We start from the raw sequence: 23791 nt of genomic DNA on the forward strand, positions 1-23791 counted from the left end.
GAGCCCATTTATAATAAAGTAGAACAATCCCAGGGAGAGCAGTATCACTGGCAATGACACAAGAACAACGATGGGCTTGATGAAAAGGTTGATGATTCCCAAGACCAGGCCGGCAAGGAGCAGTGTAAGGAAATCACCGCTGTATGTTATCCCGGGAACAAGATAAGCAACAGCATACAATAGCAAGGCGTTTGCAAGTACCCTCATAAGAATTCTTAAAATCATAGAGAAGACACTGCTTTTTAACAGTTCGTCATGGGCATGATGATGATGCAGAATTAATCTCATCATCGCGGAGGCCGATCTGGCTTCCCGCCAGTGACTGGTAGGTCATGGGCCCTGTGATGGAAACGCCCCTGACGAGGAACCAGTGGCCCTGACCGGCCCCCGTAGGGTTTTCGGTATAGTCCAGTGAGGTGCCGTTCAGGTCGTTGCCGAGGCAGGAATCGGTCGCTGCGATGAAATCTCCTCCTGTGTCGAGCAGCGCATTTAAGCTGCCGCGTACAATGTCATAACCGATCGCTCCCATTACAGATGTCCAGGTGAGCCGACTCCTGTCCACGTATAGTGTGATCTTAGATGTCGGAGTCATTCCCTCTATTTTGATATCATCGATGTTCCAGCTACTCTCATTGTTCATGAGCCGTTCGTTCACCCTGTAGCCCCAGCGGATGTAAACGGTGTTCCTGTTATCCACCGTTGCGGAGATATCGTGGCTCTGCAGCGCCCAGGCGTTCTCCGCAATCTTGCCGCTGCTCGACCATGCGTTCGTCCAGTTGGTTCCATCGTTCGAGACATCCACGATGGAGTTAACTTTCGGCGGGCCCGATGTGTTGAGCCATCTCTGGAAGATCAGCCTTACGTCAGTGCATGATGTCAGATCAATTGCATCAGTCGTCAGATAGAAAGAACCGGTAGTATTCTTTGAGATGTTGCCATCGATATTAGCGCCGAAGACATTGGAGCCGGTTCTTCCACTGGTCGGGTCCGGGTAGAGACCCTGTCCACCGCCACCTCCTGTCGGCTTCCCATACTGCCACTGTCCTTCGCGACTCCAGCCCGGATCAGTATCGAGTGTCCAGAGCTTGATCGCAATCATCCCCACTTTCAGATTGACAGGCCGCGTCGTGTCGCCATCATGATTCCTGAGATTGACAAAATCAACTGTCGCGGAATAATGGCCGTTGTCGAGATTCCTTGACGCATCGTTCAGCATGACTGTAACCTGAACAGATCCGCTGCCGGGGATCGTTCCTGTCGGATTGGTGATGGTTACCCATGGCGCAGACGCCGTAACCTGATAATCCATCGGTACTCCGTCCAGATTCTCCAGCGTGTAATCTTTGCTCATCTGATCATAGGGTCCACCTGCCTGACCCGAAGCGTCCATTCCTGTATCGGGCGTCACCTTGAGTCCGTGCGGTCCCAGGATGCGCAGGGATGGATCGCCGAAGACGATCCAGGTGTCGAACATGTCGACGCCAGAATATCCATATTTATCCATCATCGAGCAGCTTCCGGCAAAGCACATGGTTCCATAGTAGCTGTAAGGCTGCGCCGGGTCGGTGAACTTGAGGTTGAATTCGTCCTGACTTTCCATTGGTTCCGCCCAGTACTGTGAGACAGATGACATGTATGTTCCAATGGCACCCGTTGGCGCACCGGTACTTTCGTTCGTCGCCCGCATCCACGCCTCGGCGAAGCATTTATCGTAATGGTGGAACTCTCCGTTGTTGCATGCTACTGATACGATGAACGGGAGCATGTTGTCGTTGACGAGGGCATCCACGTCAGCCACGTTGAATCCGGTCGTACCCCAGCTCGTCGCCGAGCCGTGCCCGCAGTAGTTGATTATGCCACGTCCCGCGTTGAGCGCATCCGCTACCTGCGTATCCGTTGCGCCTGGGTCGTAGATCTGGTCCACGAGGGTGTGGCCGGCTCCAAGCAACCATCCACGGATCTCTTCCATGTGCTGTTTATCCGATTGCCCCTCATCGCCCTGGCCGGCTCCTTCCGCCGAAGCGATTCCTGTACCACGCTTGAACCAGTCCTGGCCGTAGGCGGGCATCTCTTCATAATCGATGGTCCGCTGAACCTGGGTATCAAGCTGAGCAGCGGCCTGCGCCGAGAAGCGTCCCACCATGATGTCGGGATAGTCGTCATTGCCAGCAAGCTTCGAGTACCATGGATCATATGCACCATTCTCCCAGCCGACCTGCCGTGAAGGTGTGGCCACTTCGGCAGCGTCTCCTGCAAGAAGGACGAATGCAAGATCGCTCGTGTTGTAAACATCCTGAATGTAGTTCTTGATCGACGTCGGGTCGTTGCCGATGGTCGAGACTCCGACTACGTTAACGTTGAAGCCTTTCGCTGTTTTGTGCGTGACGTACGGATCAAGGTTGGAGATCCACGGGTCGTGAGCAATGATCAGGATATCTCCTTCCTCATCCAAGGGATTATAGAAGGTGCTTCCCATGGCGGATTCCTGAGTCGAACCGTATTCAGGCAGACTGTTTGTATCCAAAGTGTTAGTTTCTAAATTCTGGGAATCGGGTCTATTGTTACAATTGACCCCTTCACTTTCCTCGGTGGAGCCCTTCGCTACACCATTCAAACAACTTGCCCTCTCTGTATAATTAAGGAAGTGGGCGCGGTAAAGCTCTTCGAAGGCACGGATGCGGGTTCTCTCCCATCCGATCCGTTCGAGGATGTTTTTACCGCCAGGACCTGCTGCCGTCACCTCTATGGTGATATCAGTATAGACACGAAGAACTCCCGAGACCGGATTGTACTGGAACGGATTGACCTGCACGACGATTCCGCGATGGTCACGCATGATGTAGGGCTCGCCAAGCACCGCGAGCGGACCGGGATAGAACGAATCGGCGCTGTAAATGGCTCCGAATTCATAAGGGACCATGCTCGGATCAATCTTACGGGATATGAGCCCCTTCGATGGGGCTATCTTCATGAATCTCTCCTCGTATGCCGACGATAGCACCTGAACCGCCATCGACTGGTCGTCGGGGATGATGATGCTGCGGCTAATGTGCGGCAGAGCCGGCGATCCCTTTTCATGAAAGGTCGCCTCACCTGAAATCCAGATCTTAATGTATTCCTCATTCCCGATGAGTACATGCTGCAATTGATAGTCATCAACTTTGTATCTCAGAATGATTCTGCTAGCATTATCCAAAACAACGTCGATCTTGACTGCCTCTGAGGCAAAATCGTAAGCAGAGAGGTCTTGCGGATAAACCAGTAAAAGCGCAACAGTGACTGCAAAAAGAAGGCACAATTTCGATGATCTCATAATCCCCTCGCCATCGATTAACAATTTATTTGCAACAAAATCAAAGGCCAAAACTCATTTTCAATCTGAATATACTTCGATTTACAACTGAATACAATACCGAAAAAGTAGGGTAACATTCTTGATTGTAAATTAGCCAGGGGATTCTGCTTGATAAAAAGCCGAAGCTTGAAACCTCGGCTATTAGAAAGATGAGTATACTATGGTCGGCGATGCGGTTATTCGTCTGAGGTACCGCCGCCGTTCTCAGAAACAACTTTGTAGTACCAGCTATCTGTTGTGTTTAACTCGTTGAGATCGAGATAAAAGGTGGCTGTAGTTGTCGCGATCTGCGTGAGGCCGGCGTTCGGCTGGCTGGAACGGTAGATGCGATACAACGTCGCAGCGTCGTGGCTGGCATCAATCGGTGGCTCTTCCCAGATCAACTTGACGTTAGCGTTTTCCTTGACCACTCTCAGAGATGAGCCGACAGGATTCGGTGGATTTGCTGCCGGAGGCACGAAGCTCTGACATTCGTAATGCGTTCCATAACACCTCACGTCATCGAGAGTAGCATCGATGACGAAATCTCCCATCGGATACCCCGCCTGTTCGACCCTCACACGGATCTTCATCTGCGATGTTGGTGTCACGGCACCTGATGCGTTAAGGCTTTTTGTCTGCCACTCATTGGCCATTCCGCCGACCGTCTCGAGATTATGGTAACTTGCACCAGCATCATTTGAGATCGCTATGTCGAAATAGCTGTTGTCTAAGTCCGTGTTCTTGAAATGATAGACGAAGCGGTTAAACTGCAGCGTCAGAGCAGATGCTCCCGAAGCATCAAAAACAGGAGATTCGAGCACGGCCAGAGCATCTACATCACCGTCTCCGGGGTTGAATTTTCCTTTGGGATTGGGGTTCCCAGTGACCCAGCACTTGACGCCTGGAGCCGCAGTCGTATCATCCGGCGGCTGCACCATATTGCCGCCATCGTCCCAGACGCCGTAGGGGTCTTCCCTGACCCAATTGTTGGTCGTCTCGGTCCCGCTTACCGTCCAGCCCTTGTCTGTCTCCATGTCATCCTGGAAGTAGGTCGTTTCCACCTTCAGGCCCGACTTGACTGTGAAGGAAGAATATGAGGTGAGACCGTTGTCGTGATGGATCTCCATTTTGAATCTGATGTCGCTTCCGCACCCACTGCTCACGGTGAAAGTGAAGTGCGGGAAATTGGACTGCGCCGTTCCGCTTCCCGGGACATCGGGATAGTAGGCAACTTTGTCCCTGATCTCAACACCGCTACTGCTCGTCGAAAGGATGGCCCAGACGCTGGTCGCAGGCTCTGTCTGGTTGTTCTTCAGCGTGACTGCCATCCGGATCGTCTCGCCATAGTCGATGTTGCCATCTCCATTTCCATAGTCCGGATCGCTATCGTCGATGGTGTGGCTTTCATAGACCAGTTTCGATGCCGTCCCAATGATCCTGACAGACGGGTCGCCAAAGACGATCCAGGTATTGAACATGTCGACGCCCCCGCTGCCATATACATCCATCATCGAGCATGAGCCGGCAAAGCACATAGTGCCGTAGCTGGTGTAAGGCTCGCCGGGATCGGTGTAGAGCAAATTGAACTCGTCCTGTCCTTCCATCGGCGGAGCCCAGCTCTGCGAGATCGACGACATGTAGGCCCCGATGGCGCCTGTCGGTGCGCCTGTGCTCTCGTTCGTTTCACGCAGCCAGGCCTCTCCGAAGCATGGGTCGTAGTGGTCGAACTCCCCATTGTTGCATGCAACCGAGATGATGAATGGAAGCATGTTGTCGTTCACAAGAGCCTCGACGTCGTTCGTGTCGAAGCCAGTGGTTCCCCACCCCTGAGCCCACCCGTGACCGCAGTAGTTGATGATTCCACGGCCTGCATTGACTGCATCGGTCACCTGTGTGTCAGTCGCTCCCGGGTCATAAATCTGATCGACGAGCGTATAGCCGAAATTGAGAAGCCATCCGCGGATCTCCTCGATGTGCTCCTGGTCCGATTGTCCCTCATCTCCCTGCCCGGCTCCCTCCGCCGAGGCGATCCCGACGCCACGCCAGAACCATTCCTGATCGTTGGCCGGCGCTGCCTCGTAATCGATAGTCCGCTGAACCTGCGTGTCTACCTCATCCACCGAATTAGCGGAGAATCGTCCCACCATGATGTCGGGGTAGTCGTCGTTCCCCGCAAGCTTTGAGTAGGATGGGTCAGAGGCTCCGCCACTGGCATAAGGAGTTGCCACCTGAGCAGCGTCTCCCACAAGGAGAACCCATGCCAGGTCGCTTGTGTCGTAGACTTCCTGGATGTAGTTCTTGATAGATGTTGCGTCGTTGCCGATGGTTGAGACTCCAACGACATTCGCCGTTATCCCCATCGTCGCTTTGTGTGAGACGAATGCATTGAGGTTCGGGATCCAGGGGTCATGGGCGATGATGAGCATGTCTCCCTGCTCATCGAGGGGACTGTATGCGGAGCTCAATTCGCTTTGAGGGCTACTTCCTCCAGACTCGCTTCTCGTGTAGTTAAGAAAGTGATGAGCGTAAATTTCCTCGAACGCCGGGATGCGCGATCTTTTTATACCTTTCCTGTCCAGGACATTCTTTCCTCCCTGCCCGATGGCTGACACTTCGACGGTGATCTCGCTGTAGATGCGCAGGGTTTCCGTGACCGGATTGTGCTGGAATGGATTGATCTGCACGGTGAGTCCGCGATAATCGCGCATGATGTAGGGATCACCGAGGGTGGCGAGCGGACCCGGATAGAATGCATTAACCTTATAGACTGCTCCGAATTCATAGGGGACCATGCTCGGATCGATCTTACGGGATATGAGCCCCTTCGATGGAGCTATTTTGAGAGATCTCTCCTCATAGTTGGCTGATAGAACATTGATTATCATCTTCTGGTCGTCGGGGATGATGATACTCCGGTTTACGTGCGGGAGTGATGGCGCCCCCTTCTCAACGAAGTTCCCTTCACCAGGAATCCAGACCTGGACATACTCATCGCCACCAAGCTTGAAGCTCTGCATTTTATAATCTTCAATCTTGAAGTTGAGGACGATCCGGTTCCCGGAGTCAGAGATAACCTTTATATTAACGTCCTTGCTGCCATGAGCGAATATCCCCGGTAAAACAAGCAAGCATACGAGCATGGCCAGAGATATTCTTGCAAAGGTTACAACCATGCGGCTGCAGCCTTTCAAGTAGTTACTGCCTGAGAAGAACCTTGATTCTGCAGATCTCATAAAGTCCCCATTATTTAATAATGTTAATAATGTTTTAATAATTCTATCACGAATAGCACTCCAATTCATCAAAATTCTATCCAAACATGTACCCTTCAGTTATTGGATGAGCTTCATTGGCTTTTTGGAATCTTTTGCCCCCTCCCTATGCTAAAAAGCCATTTAATTTTTAGAATATACGCTGTGATCAAAGCCCAGTCAATGCCAAAAGATTCAAAACTGCGAAGAAATAGCCTTGACCTGTATTTCCACAGAAGGATATGATAATTGACTGTTTTTTGAGGTAACGACTCGAATCTATCTGGCATGGTGGCGCATGATTCCCAAGGGAGATAAGAGAATCAATCGAGTTTGTAACAATGATGCGAGATTATCAGGCGGGTTGAGATGATACCTAAGAGAGATGCAGCAAGAGTTATAATCTATGTCATTCTTGCGTTACTATTCGCGGCAGTTGTCTTCCACTTCGAGGGAACACAAAAAGGGCTCGAGTTCCTCACTGGCTATTTGATCGAATACTCGCTCAGCGTGGATAATCTATTCATCTTCATCATGATCTTTGCCTATTTCGGAGTGGGTTCCAGGCAGCAGCACAAGGCGCTGAACTGGGGTATTATGGGCGCCATCGTCTTTCGCATCATCTTCGTCATCTTCGGAGTCGCGCTGATCTATCTCTTCCACCCTATCATCTACATATTCGGTTTGCTTCTGCTCTGGGCTGCCTACAAGATGGCATTCACTAAAGAAAAAGAGGCGCACCCGGATAAGATAGCCCTCGTGCGATGGTTTCGAAAGCTCTTTCCAGTCACGAAAGATTACGTGAACTGTAAATTCTTCACAAGGTCGGAGCATGGTCTCGCGGCTACTCCTCTGTTCATCGTCGTTCTGGTTCTCGAAAGCTCCGACCTGATGTTTGCTCTTGATTCGATCCCGGCCATCCTCGCCATCACCCAGGATCCTTTCATCGTCATCACGTCAAACATCTTTGCCATCCTGGGGCTGCGTTCCCTGTATTTCGTCATCGCGAATATCATGAAACTCTTCCGGTTCCTGAAGTTCGGCATAGCACTCATCCTCTTCTTCGTCGGCCTGAAGATGCTCCTGATGGACGTCTATAAGGTTTCAACTTCAATCTCACTTTTAATCGTTGCGTTGATCCTTATCACATTCATCCTTCTTTCTGTAATAGTGAAGGAGAAACCGGACGAAGGGAAAAGGGAGTGGAAGAAAACCCGGGTGAAGGTGAGCTCAGATAAAGAAGATGAGGATTGAATGAGAACCAGGACGAAGCACTGCGGAAGTCTATGATTGAGAAGTCAGGGAGAGTCCAGAGAATATCAAGAAAGCAAATTACTGCGCCACGAGGGATTTGACTGTTTTAACGGCTTCGACCGCATCCTTTCCGTATCCATCAGCTCCTATATCCTGGGCGTATTTCTTCGTCACGACGGCTCCTCCAACAACTACCTTTGTCTTCGATCCTGCCTTCCTCAAAGCTTCGATGACGACGGGCATCTCGACCATCGTCGTTGTCATCAGTGCTGAGAGCCCAACTATGTCGGCCTGAACTTCCTGCGCTTTTCGGACGATATCTTCCACCGAAACATCCTTCCCCAGATCGATGACCTTGAAGCCATGGTTCTTCAAGAAGAGAGCCACGATGTTCTTCCCTATATCGTGGACATCCCCCTTAACCGTGCAGAGAAGGACAGTGGCGTGAAATGCCGCCTCAGCGGCTCCAAAATGCGGCTCAAGAATTTTAAAAGCTTGTTGCATTGTTTCGGCTGCGAGCATCATCTGGGGAAGGTAGATTTCCTTGCAGTCGTACTTGCGTCCGACTTCCTGTATTGCTGGGATGAGGATCTGCGAGTTGATTTCCAATGCCGATCTGCCCGAGGCCAGCGCCTTCTCCACGAGGATTCCGATCTCATTGCGATTCCCCATCAGCATCGCCTGAAAGATGTTCCAATCTTCCAGCATTGCAGGAGCAGCCTCTTTCTCCTCACCTTTTTTATTCCTCTTTTGAACGAACTTCTGGATGTACTCACGGGAATCACGATCCCTTACCGTCAGGACAGAGGCGGCCTGGACCGATTCCATCATGCGTGCATCGTCGGGATTCAGTATGGCTGCATCAAGACCCGATGCCATTGCCATGGAGAGAAAGGTTGCGTTTATGATGCTCCTCTCTGGAAGACCATACGATATGTTCGAAACTCCAAGAACGGTGGGAAGACCGAGTTCCTCCTTCACCATCCGCAGCGCTCTCAACGTCTCCTCGGCCCTCTTCTGCTGTGCAGAGACCGTGAGCGTCAGGCAGTCGCAGATCAGATTCTGTCTCGGAATTCCTTCTCTTTCCGCGCGTTCCACAATCCTCTTGAGAACGGCCAATCTTTCCTCGGCTTTGTTCGGAATCCCTCCACCTCCGACGGCAAGGCAGAGAAGTCCCGCGCCAAACCTCTTTGCCAGGGGGATCATCGCTTCCAGGCTTTTCTCCTCGCCATTAACCGAATTGATGAGAGGCTTCCCTGCAGACTCGCGGAGAGCTGCCTCGACCGCTTTCGGGTTAACGCTGTCGATGGACAGCGGAGTATTCACAGCGTTCTCGATGGCACGGATGACTTTCGCCATAATCTGCGCTTCATCCACATTCGGCACTCCGATGTTGACATCAAGAAGGTGTGCTCCCTGCTCTGCCTGGCTGCGGGCTTCCCTCTGGATGAACCCGACCTTTCCTTTCCTGATCTCCATTGCAAGTTCTTCCCGGTTCGTTGGATTGATCCGCTCGCCAATCACGCAGAATGGCAGATCCGGTCCGATTTCCACGGTTCGCAAACGGCTTGATAACCGCAGCAGAGGTTCCACGCGGCGGGAATGAGGTTTCTTGCCCTTGAGACGCCCATGGAGTTCTGCAGTGTATTCCGGCGTGCTTCCACAGCAGGAGCCCACGATACATGCTCCGATTTCCACGAACTTCTCCCCGTATGAAGCCATCTCATCAGGGCTGATATGATAGACGACCTCCGAATCCTCGAGGCGGGGAATCCCTGCGTTGGGTTCGACAAATAGAGGGGTCTCCGTCGTGATGGCATACCGGCCAAGCACCTCCAGCATCGGTTCCGGGCCGGTCGAGCAATTTACGCCGAGGGCATCGATGCATAGAGAAGCGAGAACATTAGCCGCCGTGATCGGGTCGGTCCCCATGAATGTTTTAAAACCCTCGTCGAAGGTCATCGAAGCCATAATGGGAATGTTCGCTGCTTCCCTGACGGCCATCACGGCAATCTTAGCTTCTTTCAGGTCGGAAAAGGTCTCCAGAAGAAAGAGATCGACTCCCCCCTCGGCGAGCGCCAGAGCCTGTTCGTGGAACAGCTCGTATGTCTCATCAAAATCAAGTGGTCCCATCGGAGCGATGAGTTTACCTGTTGGTCCAATGCAGCCGGCAACCCAGGCTCGCTCCCCTGCCGTTCGTCTGGCAAGCCTGGCCGCCGCAGCGTTGATCTCCCTTGCTCGATGTCCTAGCCCGAACTCCTGCAGCTTTATCCTCGTCGCTCCGAAGGTATTTGTCGAGATGATGTCGGCTCCGGCATTAACGTAAGCCGCATGCATGGCAGCAACTATTTCAGGCTTTTCGACACTGGCCAGTTCGAAGCAGTAACCCGCAGGTAGGTTTCGAAGTAGAAAGGTCCCCTGCGCACCATCCAGTATCAGAACCTCAGTTTCGACACTCTGTCTGAATGCTTTTCTATCCATCTTCCTTCCCCTCACACTCTCGATATTCATCCATCTATCTTACTCTATCGATTCCACTTCTTTAATCTCTCTATAACATTTTTCATTGCCCAATGAGTCCCGATTCTTCAAGAATTCGGGGGTTACGCTTTCTCTTCTCAATAGTCGCAATCCCGCTCTTTTCACCGATCTCTGGCATGCAGCTTCCCGAATAATGATTTCAAATTATACATTATCATGTCAACAAAAGTCGGCGACCTGGAACACCTCTCCCAGAAAGGTTTGATTCTTAATGCTGGGCTGTGCTATATGTAATGCATTAAAATTTAGATAGAAACGGCGATTTCCACTTCTTGTACGAAAGGACCGGAGAACATGGAGAAGGTGATCGTCAGGTTCGCCCCGAGCCCGACGGGATATCTGCACATCGGAAGCGCCAGGACGGCTCTTTTCAACTGGCTCTTCGCCCGCCATACCGGCGGAACGTTCCTGCTCCGGATTGAAGACACCGACATTGATCGATCGCAGCAGCATTTTCTCGATGAGATCCTGACGGACCTCCGCTGGCTGGGTATCGACTGGGATGGCGAACCCATCTTCCAGAGCAAGCGCTTTTCCTTCTACAGGGAACAAGCCGAGAAGCTCCTGCACGCAGGAAAGGCGTATCATGAGGGGGATGCCATCATCTTCAAAGTGGAAAAAGGACACAGGATCGAAGTTCAGGATCTGATCCACGGCAGCGTCACTTTTAACACAGACATGATCAAAGACCAGGTTCTTATCAAATCGGATGGTTCACCGGCATACAACTTCTCCTGCGTGGTCGACGATGCCGACCTCGAGATCACTCACATCCTGAGGGGGGATGATCATCTCTCCAACACTCCTAAGCAGATCCTCTTCTATGAGGCATTTAACCTGCCGCTACCGAAATTCGCTCACATGCCACTCATCATGGGAATGGATGGCACGAAACTCTCCAAGCGGCATGGCGGCATCTCGGTGAATGAGTACAAGAAGGAAGGTTTCCTGCCTGGAGCGCTGGTGAATTACCTCATCCTGCTGGGATGGTCGCCGAGAGAAGGCGAAGAAGTGATGTCCATGAACGAGGCGGTGAGACGTTTCGACATCTCAGAGATGAACGACGTCCAGGCAAAATTCGACATCCACAGACTTCGCTGGATGAATGCCGAGCATATCGTGAGAAAGAAGGCGGAAGAACTCCTCCCGCTCATCAAAGAGCAACTCGTGGCGGCGGGAGCCGATTTTTCCAGATTCAGCGATGAATACCTCGTGAAGCTTGTGGAACTCCACAAGATCAGGATCAAGACCCTGCAGGAGTTCGTTCCTCTGACGGAGTATTTCTTCAAAGACGATTTTGCGCTCGAAGAGAAGGGGCGCGGCTACCTGCGGAAAGAAGAGAACCGAAGAAACCTCGAGCTTTTCGCCAGGCGGCTCGAGGCGCTTGATGATTTCTCGAAAGAGAACATCGAGAAGATCTGCCGTGATTTTGCAGGTGAAAAATGTCTGAAAGCGGCTGATATAATTCATCCCGCGCGCGTTGCGATCAGTGGGCAGACGAAAGGAGCTGGGCTCTTTGAGATCATGGAGCTCATGGGTAAAGAAAAGGTGCTTAAACGACTGAGGAGCGTCGGGGAATGGAAGAATTAAAACCTAAAGTCAACTTCATAAGAGAGATCATCGACGAAGATCTGAAGACCAGCAAGTTCGGGCAGCGTGTCCACACGCGCTTCCCTCCAGAACCAAACGGATATCTCCACATCGGCCATGCCAAGTCGATCTGCCTGAATTTCGGTCTGGCAAGAGATTACAACGGTCTCTGCAACATCCGCTTCGACGATACGAACCCGGAAACGGAACAGGTTGAGTACGTCGATTCCATCAAGGAAGACGTAAGATGGCTCGGCTTCGACTGGGAGGACCGGGAATTTTACGCTTCGGATTACTTCGAGCAACTGTACCAGCTTGCAGTCGATCTGATCAAAAAAGGGAAGGCCTACGTCTGCGATCTTAGCGTTGACCAGGTCCGCGAGTACCGGGGAACCGTCACGCAACCTGGAAAGGAGAGTCCTTACCGCAACCGGTCAATCGAGGAAAACCTTTATCTCTTCCAGAGAATGAGAGCAGGCGAGTTCCCCGATGAATCCCGCACGCTCCGGGCGAAGATCGAGATGGCACATCCCAACATGCTCATGCGCGACCCACTGATGTACCGGATCCGCAGGGCACACCATTACAGGACGGGTGATGCCTGGTGCATCTATCCCACCTATGACTGGGCGCATGGACAATGTGATTCCATCGAAAGGATCACCCACTCTATATGCACCCTGGAGTTCGAGGTCCATCGCCAGCTCTACGACTGGTTCCTCGATGCGCTCGGTATCTACCATCCTCAACAAATAGAGTTCGCTCGGCTCAACGTCAGCAACACGGTGCTTAGCAAAAGGAAACTTCTGGAACTCGTCGAGGGGGGGCATGTGAGCGGATGGGATGACCCCCGCATGCCGACCATCTCAGGCCTGAGGAGGCGCGGCTTTACCCCCCAATCGATCCGGAAGTTTTGCGACACCATCGGAGTGGCAAAACAGGACAGCATCGTGGATTTCGTGCTGCTCGAGAACTGCCTCCGCGAGGAGCTCAACCTGACGGCGCAGCGCGCGATGGCGGTCTTGCATCCATTGAAAGTCGTCCTCGTGAACTATCCCGATGGGCAGGTCGAAGAGATGGATGTTATGAACAACCCTGAAGATCCGAACATGGGGATTAGAAAAGTGCCCTTCTCGCGCACACTCTACATCGAGCAGGACGATTTCATGGAAGAGCCTCCAAAGAAATTCTACCGTTTGGCGCCCGGCCGCGAGATCCGTCTCCGATGGGCTTATTTCATCAAGTGCGTCGATGTGATCAAAGATGAAAAAACCGGAAAGATCAAAGAGCTCCACTGCACTTACGATCCGGCAACCAAGGGAGGTAACGCTCCTGATGGTCGCACTTCCAGGGCTACGCTTCACTGGGTTCCAGCCGATTTCGCCATCGATGCGGAAGTCCGCCTCTATGATCATCTCTTCACTGTCAGGGATCCCGGAGATGTTCCCGAGGGACTGGACTATAAGACCTATCTGAACCCAAACTCTCTCGAAGTTTTGACAACTTGCAAGGTGGAACCGTCCCTGAAGCATGCGACTCCCGGCAGCCACTATCAGTTTGAACGCCTCGGTTATTTCTGTGTGGACCAGCGCGACTCCTCACCCGATCGCCTCATCTTCAACCGCACGGCGACCCTGCGCGACCCCTGGGCGAAGCTCAGGCATACCCTGATGGAGAAATAAGATAAAGAATCTTAGATGGAAGAAGGGGTCAGGAATCCTTTTTCATAAGGAGTTTGTCATAGAGGTATATTCCAAGAAGAGAGAATACTCCCATGGCGGCGACGATGACCCACATTACTGGGGCATGGATGGGCATCCCTGCCTTGAAAGGCCTGTCGATGAACTGTGTGAAGAGTATCCCACCGACGGGCGCTCCGATGATTGTCCCGATCGCCAGCGGAAGATTGGCGTAACCAAGATAGAGCCCTTCCTGCCCTTTTGGCGCGATGGCGCCAATGTACTGATATATCCTCGGGGAAGCAAACATCTCACCGAGAGCCATGGAGGCAATGGAAATCAAAATGCAAATCCCGGCAATGGGAAGGCCCAAACCCAGAAGCGTAACACGCTGCGTTATCTCAAGTCCCATGACATGCGGCAGCACGTTCAGGAGCATTCCGACGACTGTTACTCCAATGCCGAACATGATGGAGGTCAGAGCGGTCCATTCTTTGGACAGCCTAGTGATAAGCAACTGGAAACAGACGATCATCATCGGGTTTACAAGCGTGTAAAGCTCAACGGCTGCATCCGGGTCCACGAAGCGTAGAAAGAGCGGTATCAGGTTGTAGATCTGGACATAGATGAACCAGAAGAACCCGATGACCACAAGGAAGAAGACAAATTTCAAGTTCGACAGAACCACGAACATCCCCACGATAGCCTGACCGAGAGTCCTGGGCCTGGCCGACCGTGTCTCCTGAACCTGTTGCTGGTATTGTGGTTCCTTATAGAGAAAGAGAATGGCCAGGAATCCCAGGAATGCGAAAGATGTAGCCACATAGGAAAAAATGGCCGGGATGCCGAGGTTCACACGCACGGTGTAAGAGACCAATCGTCCGATCATGGAACCCACATTTATCGTCATGTAGAAGATGCCGAATCCCAGAACCGTATGAGTTCCCGATGTCTTCTGTACGGTTCCGGAGATGATCGGCTTAACAAAGGAGCCACCTATGCCGATGAGCAGTATTCCCACAACGATGGGGATCGTATAGTCCAGACTGCCATACGGACTATCACCTGCTCTCATGACCCATGGCCAGAAGTTCTGCACTGTCCCCATGACAAGATATCCCAGAACAAGAAGCGAGAACGAAATGCCAAGAGATTTTTTGAACCCGTATTTGTCAGCCAGGGTTCCACTCAGAATGGGAAGGAAATAGAGCAGCCCCCACAGGATCGTGCCGTTCAAGAAGGTAGCCTTTGTGGGTGCCATGTTGAACGTCTCATGAAGGTAGACAACCACAAAGGATGCTACCGCATAATATGCTGCCCGCTCGAAGAGTTCCACCGTGTTGGCTGACCAGAAGGTCATCGGAAATCTGGCTTTTTGGGTCATTGATAGTCCCTTTTCTCTGCAACCCTCCCAGCGGCAATCTTCACCGCCTTTTTCGCATTCGATAATCTCTGCCCCCTGCTTCGACATAGAGACTTGAGATCTCCCCCTTCCTTAAACGATCAAGAATCAGTCTCATGACAATTTTCCAGATGAAGCCGTATTCTACCATGAAACAAACTTCCAGCACGGAATTAAATATTTTCCATAAATCTATGGATGAATGGAGGAATGTATGCCATAATGTTTCTCGATAAAGGTCGATATTAATGGTTAGTGTGATAAAAGAACTGCGCTTTCATCCTAGGTTGCCCGCGTCCCGATAACATCGGTTGGCTACTTACATCCATTAATCCGCAGAAAAATTCAAGATAAGGAGTCAGTGAGCTATGAAGAGCATATTCGTAGGAAATCTTGCCTGGTCTGTGACTGATGCCGAGCTGGAAGCGAAATTTGCAGAATTCGGTAACGTGATCTCGGCACGCGTGATGACCGACAAATTCTCGGGCAAGTCCCGGGGATTCGGGTTCGTTGATATGGAAGATTCCGATGCCGAAAAGGCCATTGTCAGTCTGAATGGTTCCAGATGGTACGATCGGGAAATCACAGTCAATCTTGCCCGTCCAAGATCGGAAAACCGGGAAAGAAGCGGAAGAAAACCATTTGGTCGATTTTAACGGTTTCTTGACGTCGTGATGAAGAGGCCCTGTTCGAATGAACGGGGCTTTTTTTATGTTCTCTCAGGTGGTTCAAGTCTTGCTGAAGATATCCTTGACGATTTCGACGGCCTTTGCCGCATCATATCCATATGCATCGGCACCGATCTCCACCGCGTAGTTCTTCGTTACACAGGCACCACCGATAATTGTCTTGATCCTGCCGGTGAGTTCCTGTTCTCGCAAGAGATGTATCACTTTCTTCATGACCGGCATTGTAGTCGTGAGAAGCGCTGACATGCCAATGACCTTTGCCTCCTCCTTTTTTGCCACTTCGACGAATCGTTCGGGAGGAACATCTTTGCCGAGGTCGATGACGTCGAAACCGGCCCCTTTCAACATGATGCTGACCAGGTTTTTCCCGATGTCGTGCAGATCGCCATGGACGGTGCCAATGACGACCTTTCCGAAGGTCAGAATCTCCCCACGGGCAAAGAGCGGCTTCAGCTCTTCAAGTCCTGCATACATCGCTTTCGAAGCGAGGAGGAGATCCGGAAGAAATATTTCGTGTTTCCTGAACTGCTCTCCAACGATGGACATTACGGCAATTAGGCCTTGATCAAGTATGTCTCTGGGAGCAATCTGCTGCTGGATGGCCTGAACTGTCAATTCCAAGACTTTTTCCGCATCCTTTGCAACCAGAGATTCTACTATCTGCTTTAAGAGATTCATCATTGAATATTCTTTCCTCGCTCAAGGCATGTGCGATCTTTACAGAGCCGGCAGAAGGGATAGCATGGTTCGAAGACGTGAATCTCACTGGGGCCCGCTATCAAGACACCTGTGACCGATTTCAGAGGAATCATGAGGCAACTTTCGTTGAGCGAAATTCCTATCCTTTCGGGTCTTAGATACGCAAAAATTTTCTTCTGACCGCTGACGTGCCAGCCGCAATATCCCGGGCTGTAACTTAAGACCAGGATGTTGGAAGAAGAAGCCTGAGAAGCATTCTTACTTTTTGCTGTATCCTGCTGAAGTGCATCGTTGCTAAATTCATTATCTCTAAATACATCATTTAGAAAGCACGCCTCCAGGATCCCAACGGCTCTGTCTGCTGCGAGTGAAGCGACTGCATCTAGCATGGAGGCAAGGGCAAAATTGTTCCTCTTGAAAAGCATCTCGATCTCTTTGCTGATATCGCTCCCCAGTGTCACGGCGAATAGAGCGAGCCGATTGGCTTGTGGGAAGATATGCTCGAGCGGGGTGTCGGGCTCGTTCTGTCCCTCTCCTCTGTATATATGGTCGAAATCTTCGATGCTTATCTTCGATTTTAACCCGACCGGTTTAGCCACTGCGGCAGCCAGATCCATCGCTCTTTCAACAAGAGCACTGATCTTCTCCGGCACAGGTTTCCCCTCTGAAATCCCCTGACTCTTCAAAACAAGCATCCTATCAGGAATTAATTCACGGATATTGAGTTGCATTATCCCTTTCATGAAGAATATTATTTCTCAGCTTCGCAGAGTAAACCAAGCCCCGGCTTAACGTGGCCGCTCGGGCAGGCGGTCCTGACCGTAGCGTTTGGCTTCTCGTTCCATCAGCCTTGTCAATTCATCTTTAATCGCGTCGGATAGCGTTGATGGGGTGTAGCTATGAATCAATCTTTCCACTTCGTGGTGTGCCCTTTCGTTCAGTGTGGATGCTCCTTCTTCCTTCCAGCGTTCCCTGCTGGCTCGGTCTATAACAGGCCCGGGAAAAATCTGCTCCTCCCGGAGGTAGCGCCTAGTGTGCTTCGAGATCAGCAAGTGCTCTTCCCTGAGAAGCTCTTGGAAGAGTGGTAGCGCGGGAAAATCCTCCTTCGGCTCGATCCCTTTGATGAGCCGCTGTACCATGCCGCATATCTCGTTGTCCACGAGAAGCTTCTCGAGACTGAAGCCGCTCTCGAAATCAATCATGCCTGCACCGGAGACACTGTTGATCCCGGCCAGGGCGGCGAGAGTTGCTCCCATCGAGCTCTCGAGACCAGCCTGGGCGTCAAGCTGTTTTGCATCACTTGAGGAGATGTAAGCCTGCGTCGGCAGTCCGAGATACTTGCCGATCTCGTTGTAGGCGCAATCTATCATCATCGTTTCGATCGCCCCCATCGGCGTCGTCTCGTACCGCACATCGAAGATAGCGGGAGAACCTCCATAGAGGACAGGGGCTCCCGGACTGGTAAGCTGGCTGATGACGATTCCGCTCAGAGTTTCGGCGGTGTGCTGAATGAGCGTCCCGACGAGGGTCACCGGGGCCATGAACCCAGCAAGGGGCATGGCAATGAACTCCACAGGAATACCGTAACGGGCGCAGTCGAGCGTGTTCTGCGACGTGACGTCACTCCACTTCAGCGGCGAGGTGGGGCAACACGAGAAGATCGTGAGCGGTTTCTTCCGCAGTTCCTCTTCTGAACCGCGAACCAGAACCTGAAGTTCCTTCATGATCTCGAAGGATTCGATCGTGAAGGCTCCTGTCACAACCGGTTTCTCACTGTAGAGAAGGCTCACGTAGAGCCGGTAGCTGTCGGAAATTTGGTCGACCACATCGCAGGGTATGAATGCAGTGCTCTGTGAAGCGATGTTTGTAAGCTGGCTTATGATTTTCGCGTAATCGATGTAATCTTTCGTTGTCGGCTTTCGAATCTCCCGAGTAGAGAAATCGAGGATATTCAGTGCCGCAGAGCCGGGCGTGAAATAGACATTGTCACCCGAGAGATCGTGCGTTTCGTTCCCATGAACATCGTAAAGCTTAAAGGAGCGAGGCGTTGTCTGCAGCGCCTTTTTGATGATCTCTTCGGTCAGGTATGCACGAAATCGTCCCTTTTCGACCCTTGCTCCATGATCCGACAACATCGATAGAACCCCTTCATTGTGTACCTCGATTCCGAGCGCGAAGAGGATCTCCCTGGCCTCTGCAATGATTTTTACGATGAGCTCATCGCTCAGGAATCGCAGAGTGGGTCTCATGGTCAAGCTCCTTTTGTGCTAACGCTATTTCTCGTGCTGACGTTCCTTCATTCCCGGTTCTTCTTCCAACATCTCTGATTTAATAGGATAACATATTAGATTTTTTCTGCGATGGCCTGTTTGAGGATACATCTGAAGTGATTGGGGTATTGATAGCTAAATTCTGAAAAATAGAATCAAAATCCAAAATTAAATCATATATTCTTCACCTTCTAAGATAAATTTCCAAATATTCTTCTTTACATTCCGATAATTTTAAGATATTATTCGGTTCAATTAGTATCGGCAATCTTAAAGGAGGGAGAGAGAGAGAATTTTATGATCCACAAGCTGGCAATCATAGGTTTCGGGAATGTCGGTCAAGGGCTGGCAGCCATTCTGGCAGAGAATAGAGCCGCACTTGCCCGCAGGTATGGATTTGAATTTGAGATTACAGCAGTTTCGGATCTTGTGAAAGGCTCTGCCATGGTGCCGTCTGGCTCGGGCGGCATAGATCCGGAAGCGCTTCTCTCGCGCCCCGAGAAGATCCTCTCGAAATCATTAGGGAAAGATGCGCTAGCCGTGATACGCGAGAGCAACGCAACCATCGTCATCGAGCTCACTTACACGGATTTGAAAACGGGAGAGCCTGCAACCTCTCACCTGAAGCTTGCATTCGAAACTGGCAAACATGCGGTGACTACCAACAAGGGCCCGCTGGCTCTGCATTACGCAGAATTGGTAAAGCTGGCCGCCGCTAGGAAGCTTCAGTTTCGGTTCGAGGGAACGGTAATGGCAGGAACGCCGCTTATATCGTTCGGCCTGAAGAACCTCGCCGGCTGCGATTTTTCAGAAATCCGTGGCATCTTCAACGGCACGACAAACTTCATCCTGACCCGGATGGAAACTGGCATGTCATATGATAAGGCACTGGCAAAGGCGCAGGAGCTTGGCTATGCCGAGGCGGATCCAACGGGGGACGTCGAAGGGTTCGACACGATGGGGAAGGTTCTCATCCTGGCAAATACTTTCATGGACGGGAAGTTGAAGAAGGAAAATGTCTCTCGCACCGGTATCACAAAGCTTACGCTGGATGACATAAAGCGTGCCGCCGCGGATGGGAAGAGATGGAAACTCATCGGGCGACTGAAGAGAGATGGCGACAGCGTGGTTGGCTCCGTAGCTCCGGAAGCGCTTCCGATGGCAAATCCGCTTACATCGGTCATGGATGCCACAAACGCGGCGCAGTTTGTAACCGATCTGCTGGGTGAAGTTACAGTAATAGGCCCCGGAGCCGGTAGAAAAGAGACAGGTTTCGCAGTCCTGTCCGACCTTCTCGACATTCACAGGATGATCGGGTGATCATCCGATTGGATATCGAAAGGTAGTACTGGCCATTGCAATTCTTAACTTCAAGCCAAACAGGAGGACTTATGAAAATGCTGATCGGGGGCGAGTGGGTACTCACGAAAGAAATGATCGATGTTCGTGACCCATATGATAATTCACTCATCGATACAGTACCTCGGGCGTCTGTTGAGGATGTCAAGCGCGCGATCGGTTGTGCTGAGCTCGGATACAAGACGAACAGGGCTCTGCCGGTGCACAAGCGGATCGAAATCCTTTACAAGACGGCTGCGATTCTCCGGGAACGGGCCGAGGATTTTGCAAGAACGATCGCCCACGAGGGGAGCAAGACTATCAGAGAAGCTCGCAAGGAGGCGAGCCGCTGCGCAGATACGATCACCATCTCGGCAGAGGAAGCGCGCCGGGTGATTGGCGAGACCATCCCCTTCGACAGCCGCATAGGCTCTGAGAATAGAGTCGGTTATTATTATAGATTTCCGATTGGCATCATCGCCGCCATTACACCTTTCAACGATCCTCTCAACCTTGTTGCTCACAAGGTTGGACCGGCTATCGCCGGCGGCAACTCCATCGTGTTGAAGCCGGCTACAGTCACGCCACTTTCGGCGCTAAAGCTCGCAGAGGCCTTTATGGAAGCTGGGCTGCCGGGCAACATTTTGAATGTCATCACCGGCTACGGTCACGAGATTGGCGACGCGCTCGTCACAGACGCGCGCATCCGAATGATCAGTTTCACTGGCGGCACCGAAGCGGGACTCGAAATCATGAAGAAAGCCGGGCTCAAGAAGATCGGCATGGAGCTCGGCAGCAACAGCCCCGTCATCGTGCTTTCTGACTGTGACCTGGAGCCCACCGTGGAGAACTGTGTCTCTGGCGCATTCTGGGCATGCGGCCAGAACTGCATAGGAGTGCAGAGGATATACATCGAACGGAGTATCTTCGGCGAGTTTGTACAGAAGTTCGTCACGCGGACGAAGCAATACAAGATCGGCAACAAAATGAGTGAAGAATGCGACATGGGCCCGATGATCGATGAGAAAGAGGCAATCCGAGTCGAGAAATGGATACAAGAAGCCGTAACAGGCGGAGCGAAAGTCCTTGCAGGCGGCAGGCGAAGGGGAACGGTTGTCGAACCAACAGTGCTCGTCGATACGCCGCGCGGGTCCAGGCTTGACTGCCATGAGGTCTTCGGTCCGGTTGTGAGTCTCTATGCGGTGGATAGCCTCGACGAAGCGATCGAGCGTGCTAACGAGATGGACTACGGTCTCCACGCAGCCATTTTCACGAGCAATCTTAATAAGGCGTTCAAGGCAATATATGCCCTCGACTGCGGTGGCGTCATCGTCAATGACTCTACCGATTACCGGATAGACATGATGCCATTCGGCGGAATCAAGATGAGCGGTCTCGGCCGCGAGGGGATCAAGTTTGTCTTAATGGAGATGACCGAACCCAAGGTCGTCTGTTTCAACTTATAAGGAGTTGTGAAATGTACGGACAGGATGAAGTCATCATTACCCCTAAGATGCAATGGTACATTGATAAGAACAATGAGTACCTTGCGCGGCGCAGCGCCTACATACGCGACGTTGTCAAGAAATGGAAGTTCGACACCATTGCCGTTCATGGACTGTACACTCTGGAAGATGCAATTGAAGATTATCAGGGTTCCATCATCGAGCCAGTTTTCCTCAGCACTTCACAGGCTTACCGCGACGCCGCTGAAATGGCTGCCGCCCTGGCCTACAAAATTCCCACGTGGTGCTACTCGCGCATCGCGAACCCGTCGACCTACTATTATGAATGGGTCCTTGCCCTGCTGGAAGGGTACGGCTTCGACGGGGAGACATCCTGCTGTTCCACATCCTCCGGCATGGCTGCCATCATGACGGCAGTCCAGCCTTTCCTCGTACACATCCACCATCATGTCCATGAGCCGCGCAATTTTGTTGCGACAGCACAGTGTTACGGCGGAACATTCCAGCAGTTCAGTGTGCGCCTGATGCAGGAACGCGACATAGAATGCCGGTGGGTTGAGGATGCTACTAAAGTCGACGAATGGGCAAAGAGGATCGACAAGAACACACGGTTCCTCTACGGTGAGCTCCCGAGCAATCCGGGCCTGGGATTCTTCGACATCAAAGCCGTGGCTGATCTGGCGCACAGCCACAACATCCCTCTTATTGTTGACAGCACCATCGCCACTCCGGCGCTGCTCCGGCCCATCTGTCATGGAGCCGACATCGTCGTACAGTCCGCTACGAAATCGCTGACCAGCAGCGGGTTTGGGATCTGCGGCGCCGTGATCGCCAGAAAGGACCTTGTGACTAATATCCCGAATGACGCACTCAAGCGGGATTTCGCTCTCTACGTGAAGTTTCTTCCCAACCGCGATTACGGTCCCAACCTTCATCCAATGCAGGCCGTCCTGTCGATAAACGACATGCGGACGATACGATCGAAGATGGATCTTTTCAGCCGGAGCACGATGAAGGTCACCGAGTATCTGCAGAAGCATCCGCAGATTGAGAGCGTGCAGTATCTCGGGCTGCCGGACCATCCTCTTCATGAGCTGGCGAGCAGGTACATGTGGCTCGTTGATTCTGAGTATGACGAGCTGTACGGCAAACCTGTCAATCGTTACGGGCATCTCATGTCTTTCTGCGTGAAGGGCGGAGTTGAGACGACGCACAAATTCTTTGATGAACTCAAGAGGATCTGGCGTGCTACAGATCTGGGTCGCATCAAGAGCATCGCCACGATCCCGGCCATTTCGACTCATCAGCAGCAGGGCGAAGCCGGGAGGAAGCTGGCGCATATCCCACCGAACATGGTGCGGCTCTGTGTTGGCGGCGAGCATCCGGACGATATCATAGCCGACATCGACCAGGCCCTCTGGCAGGCAAAGAAATAGATGAACTTCAGCTTTTAGCTTACTGCTATTTAATGGTTGATTGTTATGAGAAAGAAAAAAGTGAAGAATGCACCCGGGAACATGCAGCTGGAATTCATAAGGCTGGATAAAATCGACCGCTGCCTGATGGCTGCTCTGCTGGAGGATGGCCGGATGCCTCTCTCGGAGATCGCGCAACGCGCCAGAGCTGCACCTGCTACAATCCATGAGCGGCTGGCTAAACTGCGCCGCATCGGGATCATCAAGGGATTTTCGGCACGGTTGAACGCGCGCGCTCTGGGTTACACGGTGACTGCACTCGTGCATCTCCGGACTAATCTTGCCAAGAACGTGGGACAAACCGTTTCCGAACTTCAGGCGATACCGGAAGTCGAAGAAATCCATGTCATCACAGGCGAATATGACCTGTGGGTCAAAGTGCGAGCGCGGGACACCGCCCATCTACAGGAGCTCCTCATCAAGCGGATCCACCGCGTCACCGGTTTTGTCCGGTCTGCCACCGAGATCTGCCTGACGACACCGCTGGAAAGATCGGCTCCTGCCTTTCAATCAGCTGAATCCTTTCCGGACGATGTGATTGTCGGAAGCAACCTGTCTGAGAACACAACGTAGATCGGGTTTCGGTTCGCTCTACAAGGCATCCCGAGCACTCTATGAAACATTCGGCAGCTAAAGAATCAAAGGTTACGGAAGAGTCTCTTGCTCAGGCCATCCTGCGTTCGACAGTCATAGTTTAACACAATCGAGAATCCTATTTAAAATCAGAGAGTTGGAGCAAAAGTAAAAATTCGGCGTGTTACTATGAGATTATCCCTTTACATCTATCCCGTAGATCTTCG

Annotated in this window: 16 protein-coding genes; 8 read left to right on the forward strand and 8 right to left on the reverse strand. The window is 51.9% G+C overall.

Features of this window, described 5'->3' with window-relative positions:
* The 3 genes from AB1756_08260 to AB1756_08270 form a co-directional block, all read right to left on the reverse strand.
* Nucleotides 1-207: phage holin family protein (locus AB1756_08260; protein ID MEW5807321.1), on the reverse strand; the 207-nt coding region annotated here is incomplete at its 3' end.
* 46 nt (nt 208-253) lie between these two features.
* Nucleotides 254-3313, reverse strand: coding sequence for a C25 family cysteine peptidase (locus tag AB1756_08265; protein ID MEW5807322.1), 3060 nt, complete (start codon nt 3311-3313; stop codon nt 254-256).
* Nucleotides 3314-3531: 218 nt separating this feature from the next.
* Nucleotides 3532-6570, reverse strand: a complete 3039-nt coding sequence (locus AB1756_08270; protein ID MEW5807323.1) for a C25 family cysteine peptidase — start codon at nt 6568-6570, stop codon at nt 3532-3534.
* A 387-nt stretch (nt 6571-6957) separates the two neighbouring features.
* On the opposite strand from AB1756_08270, the gene AB1756_08275 reads away from it, so the two are divergent.
* A complete protein-coding gene (locus AB1756_08275) occupies nt 6958-7842 on the forward strand; it encodes a TerC/Alx family metal homeostasis membrane protein (protein MEW5807324.1) in 885 nt (294 codons plus the stop codon).
* A gap of 78 nt (nt 7843-7920) precedes the next feature.
* On the opposite strand, the gene AB1756_08280 is transcribed toward AB1756_08275, so the two are convergent.
* Nucleotides 7921-10353, reverse strand: coding sequence for a homocysteine S-methyltransferase family protein (locus AB1756_08280; GenBank protein MEW5807325.1), 2433 nt, complete (start codon nt 10351-10353; stop codon nt 7921-7923).
* Nucleotides 10354-10677: 324 nt separating this feature from the next.
* On the opposite strand from AB1756_08280, the gene gltX reads away from it, so the two are divergent.
* Both gltX and AB1756_08290 read left to right on the forward strand, forming a co-directional pair.
* The gene (gltX, locus tag AB1756_08285; protein ID MEW5807326.1) at nt 10678-11973 is read left to right on the forward strand and encodes a glutamate--tRNA ligase; all 1296 of its coding nucleotides are present in this window, start codon (nt 10678-10680) and stop codon (nt 11971-11973) included.
* Nucleotides 11961-13655 (forward strand): glutamine--tRNA ligase/YqeY domain fusion protein, encoded by a 1695-nt coding sequence (locus AB1756_08290; protein ID MEW5807327.1) that lies wholly within the window; start codon nt 11961-11963, stop codon nt 13653-13655. The genes gltX and AB1756_08290 overlap by 13 nt, the downstream gene beginning before the upstream one ends.
* A 28-nt stretch (nt 13656-13683) precedes the next feature.
* On the opposite strand, the gene AB1756_08295 is transcribed toward AB1756_08290, so the two are convergent.
* Complete coding sequence (locus tag AB1756_08295; protein ID MEW5807328.1) at nt 13684-15123, reverse strand: MFS transporter; 1440 nt, start codon at nt 15121-15123, stop codon at nt 13684-13686.
* Between the two features lie 299 nt (nt 15124-15422).
* On the opposite strand from AB1756_08295, the gene AB1756_08300 reads away from it, so the two are divergent.
* Nucleotides 15423-15710: an RNA-binding protein gene (locus AB1756_08300; protein MEW5807329.1), complete on the forward strand. Its 288-nt coding sequence runs from the start codon at nt 15423-15425 to the stop codon at nt 15708-15710.
* A gap of 72 nt (nt 15711-15782) precedes the next feature.
* Here the strand turns inward: AB1756_08300 and AB1756_08305 are convergent, their stop codons facing one another.
* From AB1756_08305 to AB1756_08315, 3 genes are all read right to left on the reverse strand, one after another.
* Nucleotides 15783-16424, reverse strand: coding sequence for a corrinoid protein (locus AB1756_08305; protein ID MEW5807330.1), 642 nt, complete (start codon nt 16422-16424; stop codon nt 15783-15785).
* Nucleotides 16421-17128, reverse strand: a complete 708-nt coding sequence (locus AB1756_08310; protein MEW5807331.1) for a vitamin B12 dependent-methionine synthase activation domain-containing protein — start codon at nt 17126-17128, stop codon at nt 16421-16423. Before AB1756_08310 ends, AB1756_08305 begins: the two co-directional genes overlap by 4 nt.
* Nucleotides 17129-17230: 102 nt before the next feature.
* Nucleotides 17231-18691: a trimethylamine methyltransferase family protein gene (locus AB1756_08315; GenBank protein ID MEW5807332.1), complete on the reverse strand. Its 1461-nt coding sequence runs from the start codon at nt 18689-18691 to the stop codon at nt 17231-17233.
* A 318-nt stretch (nt 18692-19009) separates the two neighbouring features.
* Here AB1756_08315 and AB1756_08320 point away from each other — a divergent pair, with 318 nt between their 5' ends.
* The 4 genes from AB1756_08320 to AB1756_08335 all read left to right on the forward strand — a co-directional run bounded on the left by AB1756_08320 (nt 19010) and on the right by AB1756_08335 (nt 23564).
* Nucleotides 19010-20032, forward strand: a complete 1023-nt coding sequence (locus AB1756_08320) for a homoserine dehydrogenase (protein ID MEW5807333.1) — start codon at nt 19010-19012, stop codon at nt 20030-20032.
* A gap of 71 nt (nt 20033-20103) precedes the next feature.
* The gene (locus AB1756_08325; GenBank protein MEW5807334.1) at nt 20104-21516 is read left to right on the forward strand and encodes an aldehyde dehydrogenase family protein; all 1413 of its coding nucleotides are present in this window, start codon (nt 20104-20106) and stop codon (nt 21514-21516) included.
* Nucleotides 21517-21527: 11 nt separating this feature from the next.
* Nucleotides 21528-22952: a PLP-dependent transferase gene (locus AB1756_08330; GenBank protein MEW5807335.1), complete on the forward strand. Its 1425-nt coding sequence runs from the start codon at nt 21528-21530 to the stop codon at nt 22950-22952.
* A gap of 45 nt (nt 22953-22997) precedes the next feature.
* Nucleotides 22998-23564 (forward strand): Lrp/AsnC family transcriptional regulator, encoded by a 567-nt coding sequence (locus tag AB1756_08335; protein MEW5807336.1) that lies wholly within the window; start codon nt 22998-23000, stop codon nt 23562-23564.
* The last annotated feature ends 227 nt before the right edge of the window (nt 23565-23791 follow it).

It is taken from the genome of Acidobacteriota bacterium, from assembly GCA_040752675.1.
Lineage (GTDB): Bacteria > Acidobacteriota > Polarisedimenticolia > JBFMGF01 > JBFMGF01 > JBFMGF01.

Excerpts from the sequence above, each read along its gene's own strand:
- AB1756_08265 (MEW5807322.1), bottom strand. The coding sequence starts at position 3,313 with ATGAGATCATCGAAATTGTGCCTTCTTTTTGCAGTCACTGTTGCGCTT.
- AB1756_08270 (MEW5807323.1), bottom strand. The coding sequence starts at position 6,570 with ATGAGATCTGCAGAATCAAGGTTCTTCTCAGGCAGTAACTACTTGAAA.
- AB1756_08275 (MEW5807324.1), top strand. The coding sequence starts at position 6,958 with ATGATACCTAAGAGAGATGCAGCAAGAGTTATAATCTATGTCATTCTT.
- AB1756_08280 (MEW5807325.1), bottom strand. The coding sequence starts at position 10,353 with ATGAATATCGAGAGTGTGAGGGGAAGGAAGATGGATAGAAAAGCATTC.
- gltX (MEW5807326.1), top strand. The coding sequence starts at position 10,678 with ATGGAGAAGGTGATCGTCAGGTTCGCCCCGAGCCCGACGGGATATCTG.
- AB1756_08290 (MEW5807327.1), top strand. The coding sequence starts at position 11,961 with ATGGAAGAATTAAAACCTAAAGTCAACTTCATAAGAGAGATCATCGAC.
- AB1756_08295 (MEW5807328.1), bottom strand. The coding sequence starts at position 15,123 with ATGTCGAAGCAGGGGGCAGAGATTATCGAATGCGAAAAAGGCGGTGAA.
- AB1756_08300 (MEW5807329.1), top strand. The coding sequence starts at position 15,423 with ATGAAGAGCATATTCGTAGGAAATCTTGCCTGGTCTGTGACTGATGCC.
- AB1756_08305 (MEW5807330.1), bottom strand. The coding sequence starts at position 16,424 with ATGATGAATCTCTTAAAGCAGATAGTAGAATCTCTGGTTGCAAAGGAT.
- AB1756_08315 (MEW5807332.1), bottom strand. The coding sequence starts at position 18,691 with ATGAGACCCACTCTGCGATTCCTGAGCGATGAGCTCATCGTAAAAATC.
- AB1756_08320 (MEW5807333.1), top strand. The coding sequence starts at position 19,010 with ATGATCCACAAGCTGGCAATCATAGGTTTCGGGAATGTCGGTCAAGGG.
- AB1756_08325 (MEW5807334.1), top strand. The coding sequence starts at position 20,104 with ATGAAAATGCTGATCGGGGGCGAGTGGGTACTCACGAAAGAAATGATC.
- AB1756_08330 (MEW5807335.1), top strand. The coding sequence starts at position 21,528 with ATGTACGGACAGGATGAAGTCATCATTACCCCTAAGATGCAATGGTAC.
- AB1756_08335 (MEW5807336.1), top strand. The coding sequence starts at position 22,998 with ATGAGAAAGAAAAAAGTGAAGAATGCACCCGGGAACATGCAGCTGGAA.